General features: G+C 45.0%; 14 protein-coding genes. 9 read left to right on the top strand and 5 right to left on the bottom strand.

The genetic code is table 11. The features are described 5' to 3' along the window. Positions 1-21: 21 nt before the first annotated feature. Positions 22-825, bottom strand: a complete 804-nt coding sequence (locus Xmir_RS01775; RefSeq protein ID WP_099112753.1) for an AraC family transcriptional regulator — start codon at positions 823-825, stop codon at positions 22-24. A gap of 38 nt (positions 826-863) precedes the next feature. After that, a complete protein-coding gene (gene ilvY, locus Xmir_RS01770) occupies positions 864-1745 on the bottom strand; it encodes an HTH-type transcriptional activator IlvY (protein WP_099112752.1) in 882 nt (293 codons plus the stop codon). A 156-nt stretch (positions 1746-1901) separates the two neighbouring features. Between ilvY and ilvC the strand changes: the two genes are divergently transcribed. Then, complete coding sequence (gene ilvC / locus Xmir_RS01765) at positions 1902-3380, top strand: ketol-acid reductoisomerase (RefSeq protein WP_099112751.1); 1479 nt, start codon at positions 1902-1904, stop codon at positions 3378-3380. Positions 3381-3491: 111 nt separating this feature from the next. Here the strand turns inward: ilvC and Xmir_RS01760 are convergent, their stop codons facing one another. Beyond that, the gene (locus tag Xmir_RS01760; protein ID WP_099112784.1) at positions 3492-4607 is read right to left on the bottom strand and encodes a class II histone deacetylase; all 1116 of its coding nucleotides are present in this window, start codon (positions 4605-4607) and stop codon (positions 3492-3494) included. Between the two features lie 561 nt (positions 4608-5168). On the opposite strand from Xmir_RS01760, the gene rep reads away from it, so the two are divergent. After that, positions 5169-7199 carry a DNA helicase Rep gene (gene rep / locus Xmir_RS01755; protein WP_099112750.1) on the top strand — a complete coding sequence of 677 codons (2031 nt, stop codon included), beginning with the start codon at positions 5169-5171 and terminating at the stop codon, positions 7197-7199. A gap of 55 nt (positions 7200-7254) precedes the next feature. Here rep and gppA read toward each other — a convergent pair whose 3' ends face one another. Continuing rightward, entirely contained in the window at positions 7255-8766 is a 1512-nt protein-coding gene (gene gppA / locus Xmir_RS01750; protein ID WP_099112749.1) for a guanosine-5'-triphosphate,3'-diphosphate diphosphatase, read from the bottom strand. A gap of 58 nt (positions 8767-8824) precedes the next feature. After that, complete coding sequence (rhlB, locus tag Xmir_RS01745; RefSeq protein ID WP_099112748.1) at positions 8825-10108, bottom strand: ATP-dependent RNA helicase RhlB; 1284 nt, start codon at positions 10106-10108, stop codon at positions 8825-8827. Between the two features lie 120 nt (positions 10109-10228). On the opposite strand from rhlB, the gene trxA reads away from it, so the two are divergent. The 7 genes from trxA (at position 10229) to rffG (ending at position 18646) form a co-directional block, all read left to right on the top strand. After that, positions 10229-10555: a thioredoxin TrxA gene (gene trxA / locus Xmir_RS01740; RefSeq protein ID WP_047962840.1), complete on the top strand. Its 327-nt coding sequence runs from the start codon at positions 10229-10231 to the stop codon at positions 10553-10555. Between the two features lie 674 nt (positions 10556-11229). Then, positions 11230-12489, top strand: a complete 1260-nt coding sequence (gene rho, locus Xmir_RS01730) for a transcription termination factor Rho (RefSeq protein ID WP_074020680.1) — start codon at positions 11230-11232, stop codon at positions 12487-12489. Positions 12490-12844: 355 nt separating this feature from the next. Further along, complete coding sequence (wecA, locus tag Xmir_RS01725) at positions 12845-13933, top strand: UDP-N-acetylglucosamine--undecaprenyl-phosphate N-acetylglucosaminephosphotransferase (RefSeq protein WP_099112747.1); 1089 nt, start codon at positions 12845-12847, stop codon at positions 13931-13933. A 30-nt stretch (positions 13934-13963) separates the two neighbouring features. Continuing rightward, positions 13964-15043, top strand: coding sequence for an ECA polysaccharide chain length modulation protein (gene wzzE / locus Xmir_RS01720; RefSeq protein WP_099112746.1), 1080 nt, complete (start codon positions 13964-13966; stop codon positions 15041-15043). Positions 15044-15189: 146 nt separating this feature from the next. Further along, the gene (wecB, locus tag Xmir_RS01715) at positions 15190-16320 is read left to right on the top strand and encodes a non-hydrolyzing UDP-N-acetylglucosamine 2-epimerase (protein WP_099112745.1); all 1131 of its coding nucleotides are present in this window, start codon (positions 15190-15192) and stop codon (positions 16318-16320) included. Then, the gene (gene wecC, locus Xmir_RS01710; RefSeq protein ID WP_099112744.1) at positions 16317-17579 is read left to right on the top strand and encodes a UDP-N-acetyl-D-mannosamine dehydrogenase; all 1263 of its coding nucleotides are present in this window, start codon (positions 16317-16319) and stop codon (positions 17577-17579) included. The genes wecB and wecC overlap by 4 nt, the downstream gene beginning before the upstream one ends. Beyond that, complete coding sequence (gene rffG, locus Xmir_RS01705) at positions 17576-18646, top strand: dTDP-glucose 4,6-dehydratase (RefSeq protein WP_099112743.1); 1071 nt, start codon at positions 17576-17578, stop codon at positions 18644-18646. Before wecC ends, rffG begins: the two co-directional genes overlap by 4 nt.

Here is an 18646-nt window from a genome sequence, read left to right as displayed (position 1 = left end):
TAATTGAATAAACTGGCTATCTTATCTTTTTTTCGAAGAAATCTTTCTGAGGCAAATATCAGAAAAAGCCATGCTGGCGTTTTTCAATTCAGAAGGGCTGAATCCATATAACATCATACCTGTTCGGCTAAAATGCGCACTGTCAGAAAATCCGCTATGGGCAGCCAATAGCGTCAATGAATCTGGTGAGTTTATTTTTTCAAGTGCGTGATGGAAGCGTTTCCACAATAAATAACCACGGAAATTTGTTCCCATTTCCTGCCGGAATAAATGCAAAAATCGGCTTTCTGAAAGAAAGAGATGACCTGATAATTTACTGGAAGAGATGCTTTTAACGGGTAATTCAGTAATAAGCGTCGTCGCTTTTATAATTCGGGTATCCTGAGAGCAATGACAATCATCAATATCATTCAAATAATTGTTTAGGGCAAGAATGTTTGGTGGTACGTCTGATTGTAAGCAATGGATGAAATAATCTGCTATTAAACGGGCGGAGTCTGGTTTGAGATAGATAATGTCGGCATTTTTCATTTGATGTAACAGCAAATGATATAAGGAATGAGCGGGATCTATCAGGAAATGGAAACAGGATTTATTTTCAGAATGTAATCTATGTTTAATATTGCCGGCGATAATAAAACCATAGGCTTGCTGTGATCCTTGTTCAGTATCAATTTTCATTTGTGAATAATCATATGAAACACTCAATTGGATACAAGGATGGCGATGCCACTCTGTTTTCATATTATGAGAAAGCACTAGGTATTGTTTGTGATACTCATATAACCTGACTGCTTCAAGATGCCTGTCTATTTTGCGTCTCATATCGAATGACCTATTCCCAGATTACAGCCGTTCGCAGATTACAACAGCTTCCAAAACGCCTTAACTAAAGGGTCGCTTAAACGCTTGCTCAGCGCGCAAACACCCAATTCAAACGGTTCAACCAGAGAAATATTTTCCAGCAGAGAGATGCGGTTACGTACCGTTTCAGAACTATTTTCGACGACAACCGCAGGGATTAATGCAATCCCACAACCTAATGCCACCATAGAAACAATGGCTTCATGACCGGAAACTGTTGCATAAATGACGGGATGCAGGATCTTGTGCCGACGGAACCAAAGCTCAATGCGTTTACGGGAAGGGCCATGCTCAGGCAGGATAAAAGGAATGTTATCCCAATCGGGGGAGGCCTGTGTCGCCAAGGTTCTCACGGTACAAGGAAGGGAGGGCGCAATCAGTACCAACGGTATTTCACCTATTTTAGTAAAACTAACATTATCAGGTAGCTTCTCTGGCTTGCCCGCAATACCCAAATCAGCAGCATCAGATTGGACTTTATCCACGGCATCAGCAGCATCCCCAGTTGTCAGTTTTATTTCCACCAAAGGGTGTTCAGCCCGGAATTTATCTAATACTTGTGGCAAATGGCTATATGCAGCAGTCACTGAACAGAACAGGCGTAACTCTCCTGTTAGTGATGAACTTTGATGGTTTAACGAATGCTGTAGTTGTTTATATTGCAGGAGTGTTTGTTGAGCAAATTGCTTTAACTGTTCGCCGGCTGTGGTCAGTTTTACCGTTCGGTTATCGCGTAGAAAAAGTGGATGCCCCAATAATTCTTCAAGGCGCTGGATCTGGCGTGAAAGCGTGGATGGGCTGACGTGCATAGCCTTGGCAGAGCGTCCAAAGTGACAACTTTCTGCAAGGTGTAAAAACAGTTTTAAATCACGTAGATCCATTGTTTCGCGCCCTTTGCCTAAAGACTTTTTAGTGTAGAGATCACTATTGCATAAATTGCAATATAGTCTTGTTAATATATCAATTTAAGCAATGGCTTTCATGTCATATATTGGCACTATGCAAACAACATCACACCTAATTATAACGGAGTCACCATGGCTAATTATTTTGATACGTTGAACTTGCGCCAGCAATTGGCACAGTTAGGCAAATGTCGTTTTATGGCACGGGAAGAGTTTGCTGACGAGACAGGGTATTTAAAAGACAAGAAAGTGGTGATCGTCGGCTGTGGTGCACAAGGGCTAAACCAAGGTCTTAACATGCGTGATTCGGGTTTGGATATCTCTTATGCTTTGCGTAAAGAAGCCATTGATGAAAAACGTGCGTCATGGCGTAAAGCAACCGAAAATGGCTTCAGGGTTGGCACTTATGAAGAATTAATTCCACAAGCCGATTTGGTTATTAACCTGACACCAGATAAACAACACTCAGCGGTGGTTCAGGCTGTTCAGCCCTTGATGAAAGAAGGAGCAGCACTGGGTTATTCCCACGGTTTTAATATCGTTGAAGTGGGTGAGCAGGTACGCAAGGATATCACGGTTGTGATGGTTGCTCCTAAGTGCCCGGGAACGGAAGTTCGCGAAGAATATAAGCGTGGATTTGGTGTTCCTACCCTGATTGCCGTGCACCCAGAAAATGATGCAAAAGGCGAGGGGATGGCGATTGCGAAAGCGTGGGCAGCCGCAACAGGTGGGCATCGCGCAGGTGTTCTGGAATCTTCGTTCGTAGCAGAAGTTAAATCTGACTTGATGGGTGAACAAACCATTCTGTGTGGCATGTTACAGGTAGGTTCTCTGCTGTGTTATGACCACCTGATTGCTGATGGTGCCGAACCAGGCTATGCAGGTAAATTAATTCAGTTTGGCTGGGAAACCATTACAGAAGCCCTGAAACAAGGGGGGATTACACTGATGATGGATCGCCTTTCCAATCCGGCGAAACTGCGTGCCTATGCCCTTTCTGAGCAGTTAAAAACTATTCTGGCTCCGTTGTTCCAAAAACATATGGATGACATCATTTCTGGTGAATTCTCTTCCACAATGATGGCTGATTGGGCGAATGATGATAAAAACCTGCTGACTTGGCGTGAAGAAACTGGCAAAACGCCATTTGAAAATTACCCTGATTACAATGGCAACATCAGTGAGCAGGAATACTTTGATCATGGTGTGTTGATGATCGCGATGGTCAAGGCTGGCGTAGAGCTGGCATTTGAAACGATGGTTGATTCCGGCATTATTGCAGAATCAGCTTATTACGAATCCCTGCATGAACTGCCGTTAATTGCGAACACCATTGCCCGCAAGCGCCTGTATGAAATGAACGTAGTCATTTCCGATACGGCAGAATATGGCAATTACCTGTTCTCTTACGTTGCGGTTCCGTTGCTGAAAGAAAAATTCATGGCAACTCTGCAAGCGGGAGATTTAGGGAAGGCAGTCGCAGATCGTGGTATCGACAATACCCAACTGCGTGATGTGAATGAAGCGATCCGTAACCATCCGATTGAAACTATCGGTCGTACCCTGCGTGGTTATATGACTGATATGAAACGTATTGCGGTTGGCGGATAATATCAGTCGGCGAAGAAAATAATATATTCCCTGCCCGACGTTATTTCATCGGGCAGGTTGTTCTTTCCATCTTCAGGCAATCATTTGAAATCTACTGGTTATAGGTAATTCTTACAGATTGAATTGCCGTTTCAGCTCATCAATGGCCTGACGCTGAAATGCTTCAAATCGCTCTTTAGGTTGCTGCAATTGAATAGTGTTCAGTGAAGGATCAATGACATCGGTACGAATGCCACTGAGTTCCTCTATGACAGCTAATCCACAGAAAGGGACATAGGCTTCTGAATAACCACCTTCGTGCACCATAACTAATTTGCCATGACACAATTCATCCGCTGCTTGTTGTACCTTGCGGGTCATTTCACGGAAACTGTCACTGTGCAGCTGCATCCGTGCGAGAGGATCAAAGGCATTGGCGTCATAGCCGCAGGCAACGATAATCAGCTCTGGTTGGTAGCGTCGCAGGGCAGGAAGCACAATTTGATCCATGGCATAGAGATAACTATTATGTCCAGCGCCGGCCATCAATGGAATATTGATATTGAAGCCTTCTCCCTTGCCTGCACCGATATCTTCTTCACCACTGTAGCCTTCTGGATAACAACCATCCTGATGCAGTGAAATAGTCAAAACGTCATCACGCTCCCAGAAGATATGTTGTGTGCCATTGCCGTGGTGAACATCCCAGTCAATAACGGCTACCCGGCCTACGCCAAGCTGTTCTTTGGCATGTTCAATGGCAAGGGCGATATTGGCAAGGAAACAGAAGCCCATCGCTTTATCCGGCAGGCAGTGATGTCCGGGAGGGCGGGACAGGCTGTAGGCATTATCTAATTCGCCTTGTAACACGGCTTTTACTGCCGCATAGGTGAGTCCGGCGGACAATTTAGCGATTTCATAGCTGCCTTGTCCTATTGTGGCTTCAGATCCTAACACTCCTCCGCCATTATCACTTACGGATTTAAGACATTGTAAATAATCCTCGGTGTGAACCAGTCTTAACGTTGCGTCATCAAGAGGTTCAGCACTCCGTAATCGCAATGAGTTACTTAAACCCGAAACATCCATCAGGCTTTTCATTCTGCGTTTGGTTTCTGGTGATTCAGCATGTCCCGCACTGCTGGGGGGCTGTACCCATCCACCAACGGGGAGTACGACAACATGTTGTAACCCAGAATTATGCCAGAAACAGTATTCGTCAAAGAAAAAGCCTGTCTTACGTAGCACCATATTATCTCCCTTTTATTGACTTCATGTTAATAACGTAATAATTGTTATAGCACTAATGAAAGTAAACAAATGTTATGTATTTCAATTAATAGAAAATCACCATTTATTCAGATGAATTAATTGAAATCCGCAGTGAAAAATAATCGGGTTAATTTTACCTTACTAATAATCAATTAATACTCATGTAAAAAGGTTTATGATGATATTGATAACGGCTATCCAGCAAGGTAATGAATAATAATGATTTGCCCATCTGCTTCCCTGATATGTCTGGATATAAGTTAAAAATGGATAAATAACAGAGGGATAAGAATAATTTCGGCTAAGGTTATCGGTTGGTGTTTATTCTTGATTTTTCTGTTTTTTATTAATCCATTGAAAAATAAAATGATCGAGAACCTTAATATGAATTGAAAACTTAAAAATGGAATATATTGGCACTTCTTACTCTTTTATCTTGCAATAATTTACTTACGTAAAGAAAACCGCCTCTGAGACTTACTTTCTGCTACAATTCTGTTTCCTGATCTTTCATCCAGATATAATCTTCGAAACAGTATGCGATTAAATCCAAACCAACAACAAGCGGTTGAATTTGTCACAGGGCCTTGTCTGGTTCTGGCAGGTGCAGGTTCCGGTAAAACCCGGGTGATCACCAATAAAATAGCCCATCTGATCCGTACCTGTGGTTATCAAGCGCGCCAGATTGCCGCGGTGACTTTCACCAATAAGGCGGCACGTGAGATGAAAGAGCGTGTCGCGCAGACTTTAGGCCGCAAGGAAACGAAAGGGCTGACGATCTCAACTTTTCATACTTTGGGCTTAGAAATCGTCAAGCGCGAATACAAGGCGCTGGGCATGAAAAGTAATTTTTCACTGTTTGATGATCAAGATCAGATGGCATTGCTGAGAGATCTTACCGCGGATCTGCTGGAAGAAGATAAAGATCTGTTACAAAAACTTATCTCCTGCATTTCCAACTGGAAGAATGACTTAATGTCGCCAGAGCAGGTGATCAGGACAGCCCGTTCGGCACAAGAACATCAATTTGCAGAGTGTTATCGCCGTTATGATTTGCATCTGAACAGTTGTAACGTCCTTGATTTTGATGATCTGATCACCAAACCGACACTGCTGCTCATGCGTGATGAAGAAGTCAGGGAACGTTGGCAGAATAAAATTCGCTATTTGCTGGTGGATGAATACCAAGATACCAATACGAGCCAGTATCAATTGGTGAGGCTATTGGTTGGTAACCGTGCACGTTTTACGGTGGTTGGTGATGATGATCAATCCATTTATTCGTGGCGCGGCGCTCGTCCACAAAATTTGATCCTGCTGAAAGAGGACTTTCCGCAGTTGAATGTCATTAAGCTGGAACAAAATTACCGTTCATCGGGACGGATATTGAAAGCGGCGAACATCCTGATTGCCAACAACCCTCATGTATTTGAGAAAAAACTCTTTTCAGAGTTGAATTATGGTGACCCGCTCAGGGTGATAGAAGCGAATAATGAAGATCATGAAGCTGAGCGTGTGGTAGGAGAATTGATCGCTCATCACTTTATCAATAAAACGGAATATAAAGATTACGCGATCCTTTATCGTGGTAATCACCAGTCCCGGATCTTCGAAAAAATGTTGATGCAAAACCGTATTCCTTATCGCATTTCGGGAGGAACGTCGTTCTTTTCCCGACCTGAAATCAAGGACTTGCTCTCTTACCTGCGTGTTTTAACCAATCCTGAAGATGATAGTGCGTTTCTGCGCATCGTTAATACACCACGGCGAGAAATTGGTGCGGTAACGATCCAGAAATTGGGAGAGTGGGCAAATCAACGTAACAAGAGTCTGTATCAGGCCAGTTTTGACCTTGGCTTGGAACAACATCTGAGCGGGCGTGGTCTGGCTGCATTACAGCGTTTCACTCATTGGATGGATGAAATATCCCGTCAGGCGGAGCATGAGCCATTGCTGGCAGTGAGAGACTTACTTCGTGGTATGGATTACGAAAGCTGGTTATATGAGACTTCGCCCAGCCCAAAAGCGGCTGAAATGAGAATGAAAAACGTCAACCAACTCTTCACCTGGATGAGTGAAATGCTTGAAGGCGATGATTTGAATGATCCCATGACGCTTTCTCAAGTCGTCGCTCGTTTTACATTGCGAGATATGCTGGAACGGGGAGAGGAAGATGAAGAGCTGGATCAGGTTCAGCTAATGACGTTACATGCTTCTAAGGGATTAGAATTTCCTTATGTGTTTCTGGTGGGAATGGAAGAAGGCTTGTTACCGCATCAAAGCAGCATTGATGAAAATAATATAGAGGAAGAGCGCCGTCTGGCTTATGTCGGCATTACCCGTGCGCAGAGAGAGCTTTTTTTCACACTGAGTAAAGAACGTCGCCAGTATGGTGAACTCATTCGTCCTGAACCAAGCAGATTCTTGCTGGAATTGCCACAAGATGACTTGCATTGGCCGCGGGGGAAGCGGGTGATAAGTGCGGAAGAACGAATGAAACAGGGGCAATCACGCCTTGCGGATATTAAATCGCGTTTGGGGCTTGGACAGAAAAATATTGGCAGGTAAGCCACTTGATGAAAACCCTGTATCCGGCATGAATACAGGGTATGGAAATACAGGATCAGCTAGGTCGGGAGTTATTCTGTTCTTCAAGAAGCAGCGGCCATTGGACATAACTTTGCCATTTCATTTCCTGCTGCAATGCTTCAGCCCTGAGTGAGTGTTCCATCTGCCATTGGTAGGGAAGGGTGATCATGAGAGTTTCATTTTCTTCTACCCGTAACCGCAAAGCCGGTAGAGAGTCATCTCGCCGACGGCTGGCGAAAATAATTGCGAGGCGCAATAAACGACATAGCCGTTGTGCCTGCAATGATGGCAGGGCATTCTGCTGGCTGAGTGATGCTAAGTCCACAGGGCCACTTTGATTTTTTAACAGGGTAGCCAGCAAGCGTTTTTGCGCAGGTGTATAACCGGGCAGATCTAAGTGGCTAACCAGATAAGCGGAGTGCGCGGATCCCTGACGAAAATCAATGAACAGGCCGATTTCATAGAGTAAACATGCACTGCTCAATAATTCGCGGCAGCGTTCATTCAACTCCCAGGGCTTGGCGATTTGCTGGCAAAAGTGTTCTGCCAGCTGCCTGACACGTTGTGCTTGTTCTATATCCAGTTGAAAGCGATGCTGCATATTACGCAGGGTTTTTGCGCGAATATCTTGCTCAATTGGCAAATCCAGCATCCCGTAAACCAAACCTTCACGCAATGCGCCACCTGCCAGTGTCATGCTCTCGATTTTCAATGCCTGAAAAATAGCAATTAAGATTGCCAAACCGCTGGGAAAAACCAATGCCCGTTCTAGTGTCAGTCCATCAATTTCCAGTTCTTCCAGCTTGCCGCACTCAATTGCCTGATGTTTAAGTTGCTGAAGCTTAGGCAGGGTAATCAACTCATCCATGCCCTGAGCGATCATGATTTCCTGCAAAGCCTGTACTGTACCGGAAGCGCCCACGCAAATGTGCCATCCCTGCTCAAGCAGAGTTGTGGTGACAGAACTTAGAATGACATGGGCAGCCGATTCCGCTCTTGCGAAATTTTCTTCTGTCAGGCTGCGATCATTGAAATAACGTTCCAGCCAAGTGACGCAGCCCATTTCAAGACTGAATAGCTGACTGGCCTTAGCCCCGGTGCCTGTTACGAGTTCTGTACTGGCACCTCCAATATCCACGACAAGCCGTTGTTCAGGCCCACCTGTGGTGTGGGCAACGCCTTGATAAATCAGGCAAGCCTCTTCTTCACCACTGATGACATTGACAGGACTACTCAATATTGCTGAAGCTTTTCTCACAAACTCATCCGAATTTGCTGCAAGACGCAAGGTCGCTGTAGCAACAACGCGGATCTGCGTGGCAGGAATATCCTGCAAGTATTCGGAAAAAAGGCGGAGGCACTGCCATCCCCGTTCCATTGCCTGCTGTGATAAATGGTTATTTTTATCCAACCCGGCAGCCAGCCTGACTTTGCGCTTGATGCGGGTGACCACTTGAATACTACCGGATATTTCACGGACCACCAGCATGTGGAAACTGTTTGAGCCTAAATCGATAGCGGCATAGAGCGAAGAAGAACTCAGCATAGTATTTTATTCCGGCATGTATTATTTCAGCATAATATTATTTCATCATTGCGTCATTTTAGCTTGGGTGCTTGCGACTGCGCGTTGGGTTGCCACGGCGCGGCATATTGGTGCGGCGTGGGTGTCCCCCTGAACGGGCGCGGTTACGGCGCTTGGGTACGGGTAAATCTTTCAGCAACGCATCGCTGTTGTATTTGCTGACAGGTATCTGGTGCTGAATATACTCTTCAATAGCAGGCAGATTCAGCGCGTACTCTTCACAGGCCAGGCTGATGGAATGACCACTTTCTCCGGCACGACCGGTCCGGCCAATTCGATGGACATAATCTTCACAGTCATCCGGCAGGTCATAGTTAAAGACATGCGTTACTGAGGGGATATGCAGCCCACGGGCGGCAACATCGGTGGCGACCAGAATATCCAGATTGCCCTGACTGAATTCTTCGAGGATCCGCAGGCGCTTTTTCTGTGCAACATCACCTGTCAGCAAACCAACACGATGACCGTCAGCAGCCAAATGAGCCCAGACATCTTCACAACGATGTTTGGTGTTGGCAAAAATGATGCAGCGATCAGGCCACTCTTCTTCCAGCAAGGTCTGTAGCAGACGCATTTTTTCTTCATTGGAAGGATAAAACAGCTCTTCCTGAATGCGATGCCCTGTTTTCTGCAAGGGTTCTACTTCCACATATTCAGGATTATTCATTTGTTCGAAAGCCAGTTCACGCACCCGGTAAGACAGCGTTGCAGAAAACAGCAAATTCATTCTTTCAGTCGCTGCCGGGATCCGGCGGAACAACCAACGGATGTCTTTGATAAAGCCTAAGTCATACATGCGATCAGCTTCATCAAGCACGACAACTTGAATGGCGCCAAGCTGGATATGCCCCTGTTTTGTGTAATCGATCAGGCGACCGGTTGTGCCAATGACGATATCGACGCCAGATTCTAACACTTTAAGTTGCTTATCATAGCCATCGCCACCATAAGCAAGACCCATTTTTAAGCCGGTGACTTCTGCCAGTTCTTCTGCATCAGAATAAATCTGGACAGCCAGTTCGCGGGTAGGAGCCATAATCAGCGCCCTTGGCTGATTGATTTTACGCTCCTTAGCAGCAGGGTTAGTCAGTAAATAGTTGAACGTAGACGTCAGGAATGCCAGCGTCTTGCCTGTTCCGGTTTGTGCTTGTCCCGCAACATCTCGGCCTTCGACAGTAAAAGGCAATGTTAGCGCCTGTATTGGCGTACAGTTTGAAAACCCTTTTTTATCAAGAGCTTCTAAGATTTTGGGGTGCAATGCGAAGTCGGAAAACTTCTTTTCTGTCAAATGTGTTTTGCTCATAGAGTGGTAGAATATCAGTTAACTATTGCTTTAAGAAAGTGTATCCGCTGAAATAAAGACACCCGTATGTTGGTTAATGTACAGTGATACTGTAAAAGATTTTATTTTTGGAGTAAAAAAATGAGTGCGAATATTACCCATCTGACCGATGCTGGTTTTGAAAACGATGTACTGAAAGCAGAAGGTCTGATCCTCGTTGATTTTTGGGCTGAGTGGTGTGGTCCTTGCAAAATGATTGCCCCTATTCTGGATGAAATTTCTGAAGAATATGCAGGCAAACTGACCATCGCCAAGTTGAACGTTGATGATAACCCAAATACAGCACCAAAATACGGTATTCGCGGAATTCCTACACTGATTTTGTTTAAGAATGGCGAAGTCGCGGCGACAAAAGTGGGCGCTTTGTCAAAAACTCAGTTGAAAGAGTTTTTGGAGCAGTACCTCTAATTTAGAGTCTGGTCACAGTAATTACGGGCGTTTAGCGTATAGAGTGATTTATCCTATTGACCGCTAGACGTCCGCTACGAAGCGTGGTAAGTTAGCGGCCACGTGCTTGTATGAAACATGACTTGTATGAAACCTTGCATGAGTGAATTCTTTATTCGATATAAAGGTTTATTGATGTAAAGAGTTGACATTAAGCCTGTTGCATACTAAACAATCTGTAGTGTCTGATAAATCTGTTATTTCTGGATCACCTGAAGTATCTGATAGTATATCGCATTGAGTAAAGTTTCTGAGTCTATATACGGAGCATTCGGTATATAGCTTGGTACGCTGATAGCGTCCTGATGCTGAACATCTTTAAACGGGATGTTTTTATAGTTATAAAAGGGTGTTTTCATAGTTATAAACAGTGCTCACACCGAGATAATGCTTACGCTGAGACAGTTCCGATATTGAAGTTAACCACGTTTCGTTATTATCTCAGTCGTGTTTTGACAGTTTGTCAGCCTTATTTTGAAATCAATCAGAGTACTTCAAACTATTGCCTTGTAATATAATTTAATATGTTAGAAGGATTTATTCGTTTCTGGTACAAATAAACAGGCACCGATAACGCTGCCATACCATTCACGTTCATAGTTCGAGATATACCCCGAGTTAAAGAACCCACCATTATGAATCTTACCGAATTAAAGAATACGCCGGTATCTGAGTTGATTACTCTCGGCGAAAATATGGGGCTGGAAAATCTGGCTCGTATGCGTAAGCAAGACATCATTTTCTCTATTCTCAAACAGCATGCGAAAAGCGGAGAGGATATTTTCGGAGATGGTGTGCTGGAGATATTACAGGATGGATTTGGTTTCCTCCGCTCCGCAGACAGTTCTTACCTTGCAGGTCCTGATGATATCTACGTTTCTCCTAGTCAAATCCGCCGTTTTAACCTCCGTACCGGTGACACCATTTCAGGGAAAATCCGCCCGCCAAAAGAAGGTGAACGTTATTTTGCCTTGCTGAAAGTTAATGAAGTTAACTTTGACAAACCTGAAAACGCCCGCAGTAAAATCTTGTTTGAAAACCTGACACCACTTCATGCCAACAACCGTTTGCGCATGGAACGTGGTAATGGTTCTACTGAGGATTTGACTGCCCGTGTTCTGGATTTGGCAGCGCCGATTGGCCGTGGTCAGCGTGGCCTGATTGTTGCTCCGCCAAAAGCAGGTAAAACCATGCTGCTGCAAAATATTGCAGCTAACATCGCCCACAACTACCCAGACTGTGTTCTGATGGTTCTTCTGATTGATGAACGTCCAGAAGAAGTGACCGAAATGCAACGTCTGGTAAAAGGTGAAGTGATTGCTTCAACCTTTGATGAACCGGCTTCCCGCCACGTGCAAGTGGCTGAAATGGTTATCGAAAAAGCCAAACGTTTGGTTGAGCATAAAAAAGACGTTATTATTCTGCTGGACTCCATTACTCGTCTGGCTCGTGCCTATAACACCGTGGTTCCTGCTTCCGGTAAGGTATTGACCGGTGGTGTGGATGCGAATGCGCTGCATCGTCCAAAACGTTTCTTTGGTGCAGCACGTAATGTTGAAGAAGGTGGTAGTCTGACCATCATCGCAACAGCGCTGGTTGATACCGGTTCTAAGATGGATGAGGTCATTTACGAAGAATTTAAAGGTACAGGTAACATGGAGCTGCACCTGTCCCGTAAGATTGCTGAAAAACGTGTTTTCCCTGCCATTGATTACAACCGTTCTGGAACACGTAAAGAAGAGTTGCTCACTGCACAGGATGAACTACAGAAGATGTGGATCCTACGTAAGATCATTCACCCGATGGGTGAAATCGATGCAATGGAATTCCTTATCAACAAACTGGCTATGACAAAAACAAACGAAGAGTTCTTCGACTTTATGAAACGTTCATAGTTCTGAAATAGTTTTGAATAAAGAAAAGCAGCCATTACACCAAAGCGCCACATTCCTGTGGCGTTTTTTTTATCAGTGACTTACTCTATTGCCCTGAAATGGTACATTTTTTGCATGTTTTTCGAATGATTAAATGAGTATTTCTGAACTTGCGTTTTATAGTGCTTTATAGATAGTTGCTCCGTAGATGATTATCAGTCACGTTCTACTATTTGCATGATCCATTTAATAATTTTTATAAGTTAGTACGCCTTGTTTTGTTGACAGGGAATTTATGGGTTTGGGGTTGAATGGGACATCCATAATTGAATGAAAAATAGATGCCCCATCATTATTTTTACAGAGAGTTGTTATTGTGAATATTCCTAGCATGAGTGCCGAAATTTTTTGCGTATTTATATTCTCATTCGCATTTTTGTTTGTGTCTCGCAAGATAGCAAAAAAGATTGGTCTGGTTGATAAACCAAATTACCGTAAGCGCCACCAAGGCTTAGTTCCTTTGGTTGGTGGGATATCTGTTTTTTTTAGTGTTTGTTTTGCATTCGTTATCACGAAAGAGTTCATTCCTCATAAGTGGCTATACTTGGCTTGTGCAGGAATATTAGTTTTTATCGGTGCATTAGATGACCGTTTTGATATCAGCGTAAAGATTCGGGCAACCATCCAGGCGCTCGTTGGTATCGGCATGATGCATTTTGCCGGCCTTAAGCTTGAAAGCTTGGGTAATACCTTCGGGCCATGGGAAATGACACTAGGCCCATTCAGCTATGTTGTGACTTTATTCGCTGTTTGGGCTGCTATCAACGCTTTCAATATGGTGGATGGTATTGATGGCTTGTTGGGCGGACTCTCTTGTGTCTCGTTCGGCGCATTGGGAATTCTGTTGTATGAAAATGGCAATACCGCACTGGCATTTTGGTGTTTTACGTTTATTGCAGGGGTCTTGCCTTATATATTTCTCAATTTAGGATTAGTCGGAAAACGTTTCAAAGTATTCATGGGGGATGCAGGAAGTACCCTGATTGGTTTTACTATTATTTGGTTACTGACTACAGCGACTCAAGGAGAAAGCGCTTCTATTCGTCCTGTGACAGCACTATGGATCATCGCGATTCCATTGATGGACATGGTTGCGATTATGTACCGTCGATTGCGTAAGGGAATGAGCCCGTTTTCTCCGGATCGCCAACATATCCACCATTTGATCATGCGTGCCGGATTTACTTCTCGTCAGGCATTCATCTTGATTACTTTAGCCGCAGTTTTGTTGGCATCGGTTGGAATTATTGGAGAATGGTTAAGTTTTGTTCCTGAATGGGTGATGTTGGCATTATTTTTGCTTGCTTTTGTGCTATATGGCTATTGCATCAAACGAGCATGGCGGGTAGCCCGTTTTATCAAACGGTGTAAACGTCGTATGCACCGGACAGCAAGTCATCATTAATACATTGACTTATCAAAGAGGTTTTGTGCAGTGATAAACTCAGAAACGCAACCTAAACAGGATCAACAGGCTATAGAGCACGAGCTGGATATTCGTGCGCTGTGTTATGCTCTGTGGCGTGGAAAGATATGGATTATCGCACTGGCAATCATTTTCGCTGCCGTCGCTCTGGGTGCATCTTTTTTGATGCAGCAAAAGTGGAGCGCAACCGCTGTTGTGGATTTACCGACGACCAATAATCTGGGTAGCTATTACTCGCAACAACAATTTTTGCGTAATTTAGATACCCATATCAATGCCTCACCAGAAGCACAATTGCCGACTATTCCCGATGGTGCATACAAAGAATTCATGATACAGGTTGAGGCGTATGATACCCGTCGTGAATTTTGGCTTGATTCTGATTATTACAAACAGCGCAGGAAAGGGACGGCCAAAGCGGATGCTGTGTTGCTGGATGAGTTGATCAACAATATTCAAATCACGCGGAGTGATGACCGAAAAGTACCCAATGACAATATCAAGTTAACAGCAGAAACAGCAGTTGATGCGAACCAACTGCTGCGCAGATATATTGCATTTGCCAATCAACGGGCGAGTACCCATCTGAACAACGAAATTAAAGGTGCGTGGGCGACACGAACCCAGTCAATGAAGGCATTGGTTAAACGTCAGGAGATGGTAGCCAAGGCAATGTACAATCGTGAACTGAATGTCTTGCAGCAGTCACTGAAAGTGGCTGAGAAACAAGGTATTCATCGTAATGAAACAAACATTCCTATCGATGAACTACCTGAATCCAAAATGTTTATGTTGGGTATGCCATTGTTGCAAGCCCAGATTGAAACGTTGGAAGCGACGGGTCCGAATTACAGCATCGATTATGATCAAAACATGGCGATGCTGGCTACATTGAATGTCGGACCAACTTTACAGGATACTTTCCAGACTTACCGTTATCTCAGGACACCCGAGGAACCTGTCAACCGAGACAGCCCTCGCCGTGCTTTCATGATGATTATGTGGGGTGCCGTTGGCATGTTGGTTGGTGCTGGCGTTGCTTTGGCAAGGCGCTCACGCTCCGTCAGTTCATATAATAACTTCATGTAAATAACTCATCAGTTTTTCAGGGTTAATGACTGTTCTCGGTAGCTTGTATCTGCGTGCATCTTGCTCGGAAGTAGGAATGGAAATGGTAATTAACCCTCTGCTTTTGTGGAACCATTTGCAATGATTGACAAAATAAGAGAGCCACTGTGAAAGTGTTGACTGTGTTTGGTACCCGACCGGAAGCCATCAAAATGGCACCGTTGGTACACGCATTGGCCAGGGATACTGCCTTTGACGCAAAAGTGTGTGTCACTGCCCAGCATAGAGAGATGTTGGATCAGGTGTTGCACTTGTTCGGAATAACGCCAGATTTTGATCTCAATATCATGCAAAAAGGGCAGGACCTCACGGATATTACCTGCCGGATCCTGCAAGGTATAAAGCCTGTATTGGAAGAATTTAAACCGGATGTGGTGCTGGTGCATGGCGATACGACTACGACTATGGCGACCAGTCTGGCCGCATTCTATCAGCATATTCCTGTGGGCCATGTCGAAGCAGGGCTGAGAACCGGAGATCTTTATTCTCCCTGGCCGGAAGAAGCCAACCGTAAAATTGCCGGGCACTTGGCGATGTACCACTTTGCGCCAACGGAAAACGCCAGAAATAATCTCTTAAAAGAGTCTGTTGCAGAAGATCGTATTTTTGTTACAGGTAATACGGTTATCGATGCGCTGCTGTCGGTACGTGACCATATCATGAATGACGAAGCCATATATGGTCAGCTTGCTGAACTTTATTCCTTCATTGATCCGAATAAAAAAATGATTCTGGTGACAGGCCATCGTCGTGAGAGCTTTGGTAAGGGATTTGAGCGCATATGTGAAGCGTTAGCCCAGATTGCCAGAGCGCATCCTGAAGTTCAGGTGGTTTATCCGGTTCATTTGAACCCAAATGTCAGTGAGCCCGTTAAGCGTATTTTGCATGACATTGATAACGTTATCCTTATCAAACCTCAGGATTACCTGCCATTCGTCTATTTGATGAATCATGCCTACATGATTCTGACCGATTCAGGGGGCATTCAGGAAGAAGCCCCCTCTTTGGGAAAACCGGTTCTGGTTATGCGCAGCACCACCGAACGACCTGAAGCGATTGGTGCGGGAACGGTGCGATTGGTAGGGACTGATACACAAGCTATTGTTGCAGAAGTGACGCGCTTATTGACGGATGACATTGCTTACCAACAGATGAGCCATGCCCATAACCCTTACGGTGATGGTAAGGCTTGCCAGCGAATTCTTGAAGCATTAAAGAAAAATCAGGTGACATTATGAGTTTTGAAACAATTTCTGTGATCGGGCTTGGTTATATTGGCTTACCCACCGCAGCAGCATTTGCCTCCCGCAAAAAAACCGTCATTGGTGTGGATGTCAATCAACATGCGGTAGAGACGATTAACCGTGGCGCAATTCATATCGTTGAACCTGATTTAGATAAAGTAGTGAAAGTTGCCGTTGAAGGCGGTTATTTGAAAGCCGTAACAGTTCCACAAACTGCGGATGCTTTCTTGATTGCTGTGCCTACGCCTTTCAAAGGCGATCACGAACCGGACATGGCTTATGTGCGCTCTGCTGCGGAATCAATAGCGCCAGTCCTGAAGAAAGGAGACTTGATCATTCTGGAATCTACTTCGCCGGTTGGTGCAACAGAACAGATGGCAGAGTGGTTGGCTGCGGCACGCCCTGATCTTTCATTTCCCCAACAATCGGGTGAAGATTCAGACATTGATATCGCCTATTGTCCAGAACGCGTACTGCCGGGCCAGGTTATGGTGGAATTGATCAAAAACGATCGCGTGGTGGGGGGGATGACAGCCAAATCATCCTCCAGAGCAAGCGAGCTGTACAAAATTTTCCTTGAAGGCGAATGTGTTATCACTAATGCCAAAACGGCAGAAATGTGCAAACTGACGGAAAACAGTTTCCGCGATGTTAATATCGCGTTTGCCAATGAACTTTCTTTGATCTGTGCTGAACAAGGCATTAATGTTTGGGAGCTGATTAGTCTGGCAAATCGTCATCCTCGCGTAAATATCTTGCAGCCCGGCCCGGGTGTTGGCGGGCACTGTATCGCGGTCGATCCGTGGTTTATCGTATCCCAAAATCCTGAACAATCTCGCCTGATTCATACCGCACGCTTAGTTAATGATGGAAAACCGCTTTGGGTGGTTGATCAAGTGAAAGCGGCAGTGGCAAATTGTCTGGCAGAAAGCGGCAAACGGGCAAGTGAAGTTAAAATTGCCTGTTTTGGGCTGGCTTTTAAACCGAACATTGATGATTTGCGCGAAAGCCCGGCGGTTCATATCACTGAAATGGTTGCACAGTGGCATGTAGGGAAAACCGTGGCTGTTGAGCCCAATGTACATGGACTGCCAAAATCATTGAAAGGTTTGGTTGAGTTGATGGACGTGAACCAGGCATTGGAAGAGGCCGACGTTGTATTGATGCTGGTGGATCACTGTCAGTTTAAAGCCATTCATGGCGATGAAATAAAACAAAAATGGGTTGTTGATACAAAAGGAGTTTGGCGTTGAAACGTATTCTCATTACAGGTGGTGCAGGCTTCATCGGCTCTGCGGTTGTTCGCCACATTATCAGCCAGACAGAAGACAGCGTCGTCATCGTCGATAGCCTGACTTATGCCGGTAATCTTGAATCATTGGCTCCGGTGGCTAATCATCCTCGCTACGCGTTTGAACAAGTGGATATCTGCCAGCGTGATGCCTTGGATCGTGTATTCCAGCAATACCAGCCGGATGCGGTTATGCATCTGGCGGCAGAAAGTCATGTTGACCGTTCCATTGATGGGCCAGCCGCCTTTATCGAAACCAACATCATTGGTACTTATACTTTACTGGAAGCGGCGCGGGCGTTTTGGCAGCAATTGGATCAGGAAAAACAGGCCAAATTCCGTTTCCACCATATCTCAACAGATGAGGTTTATGGTGACTTGCACGGTGAAGACGGTTTCTTTACTGAAACAACGCCTTATGCACCGAGCAGCCCATACTCTGCATCTAAGGCTTCCAGCGACCATCTGGTCAGGGCGTGGCGTCGTACTTATGGTTTACCGACAGTGATCACCAATTGTTCCAATAACTATGGCCCTTATCACTTTCCTGAAAAACTGATCCCATTGATGATCCTGAATGCGTTGGCGGGTAAGTCACTGCCGGTTTATGGCAAAGGTGAGCAAATCCGTGACTGGCTGTATGTGGAAGATCATGCACGCGCATTGCATTTGGTGGTGTCCAAGGCACAACCCGGTGAAACCTATAACATCGGTGGACATAATGAGCGCAGAAATATCGATGTGGTGGAAACGATTTGTTCCTTGCTGGAAGAATTCCGCCCCGAAAAACCTGCGGGGGTAGAGCATTATCGTGATCTGATTACCCATGTGACGGATCGTCCGGGGCATGATATGCGTTATGCGATTGATGCAGCGAAAATTGAGCGCGAACTGGGCTGGACGCCACAAGAAACCTTTGAGTCTGGCATCCGCAAAACCGTGCAGTGGTATTTGGCGAATGAAAATTGGTGGCGTAGGGTTCAGGATGGATCTTATGCAGGGGAACGTCTTGGGCTGGGAAACGAATAA

The organism is Xenorhabdus miraniensis, from assembly GCF_002632615.1.
This window is presented reverse-complemented; position numbering and strand designations above follow the sequence as displayed.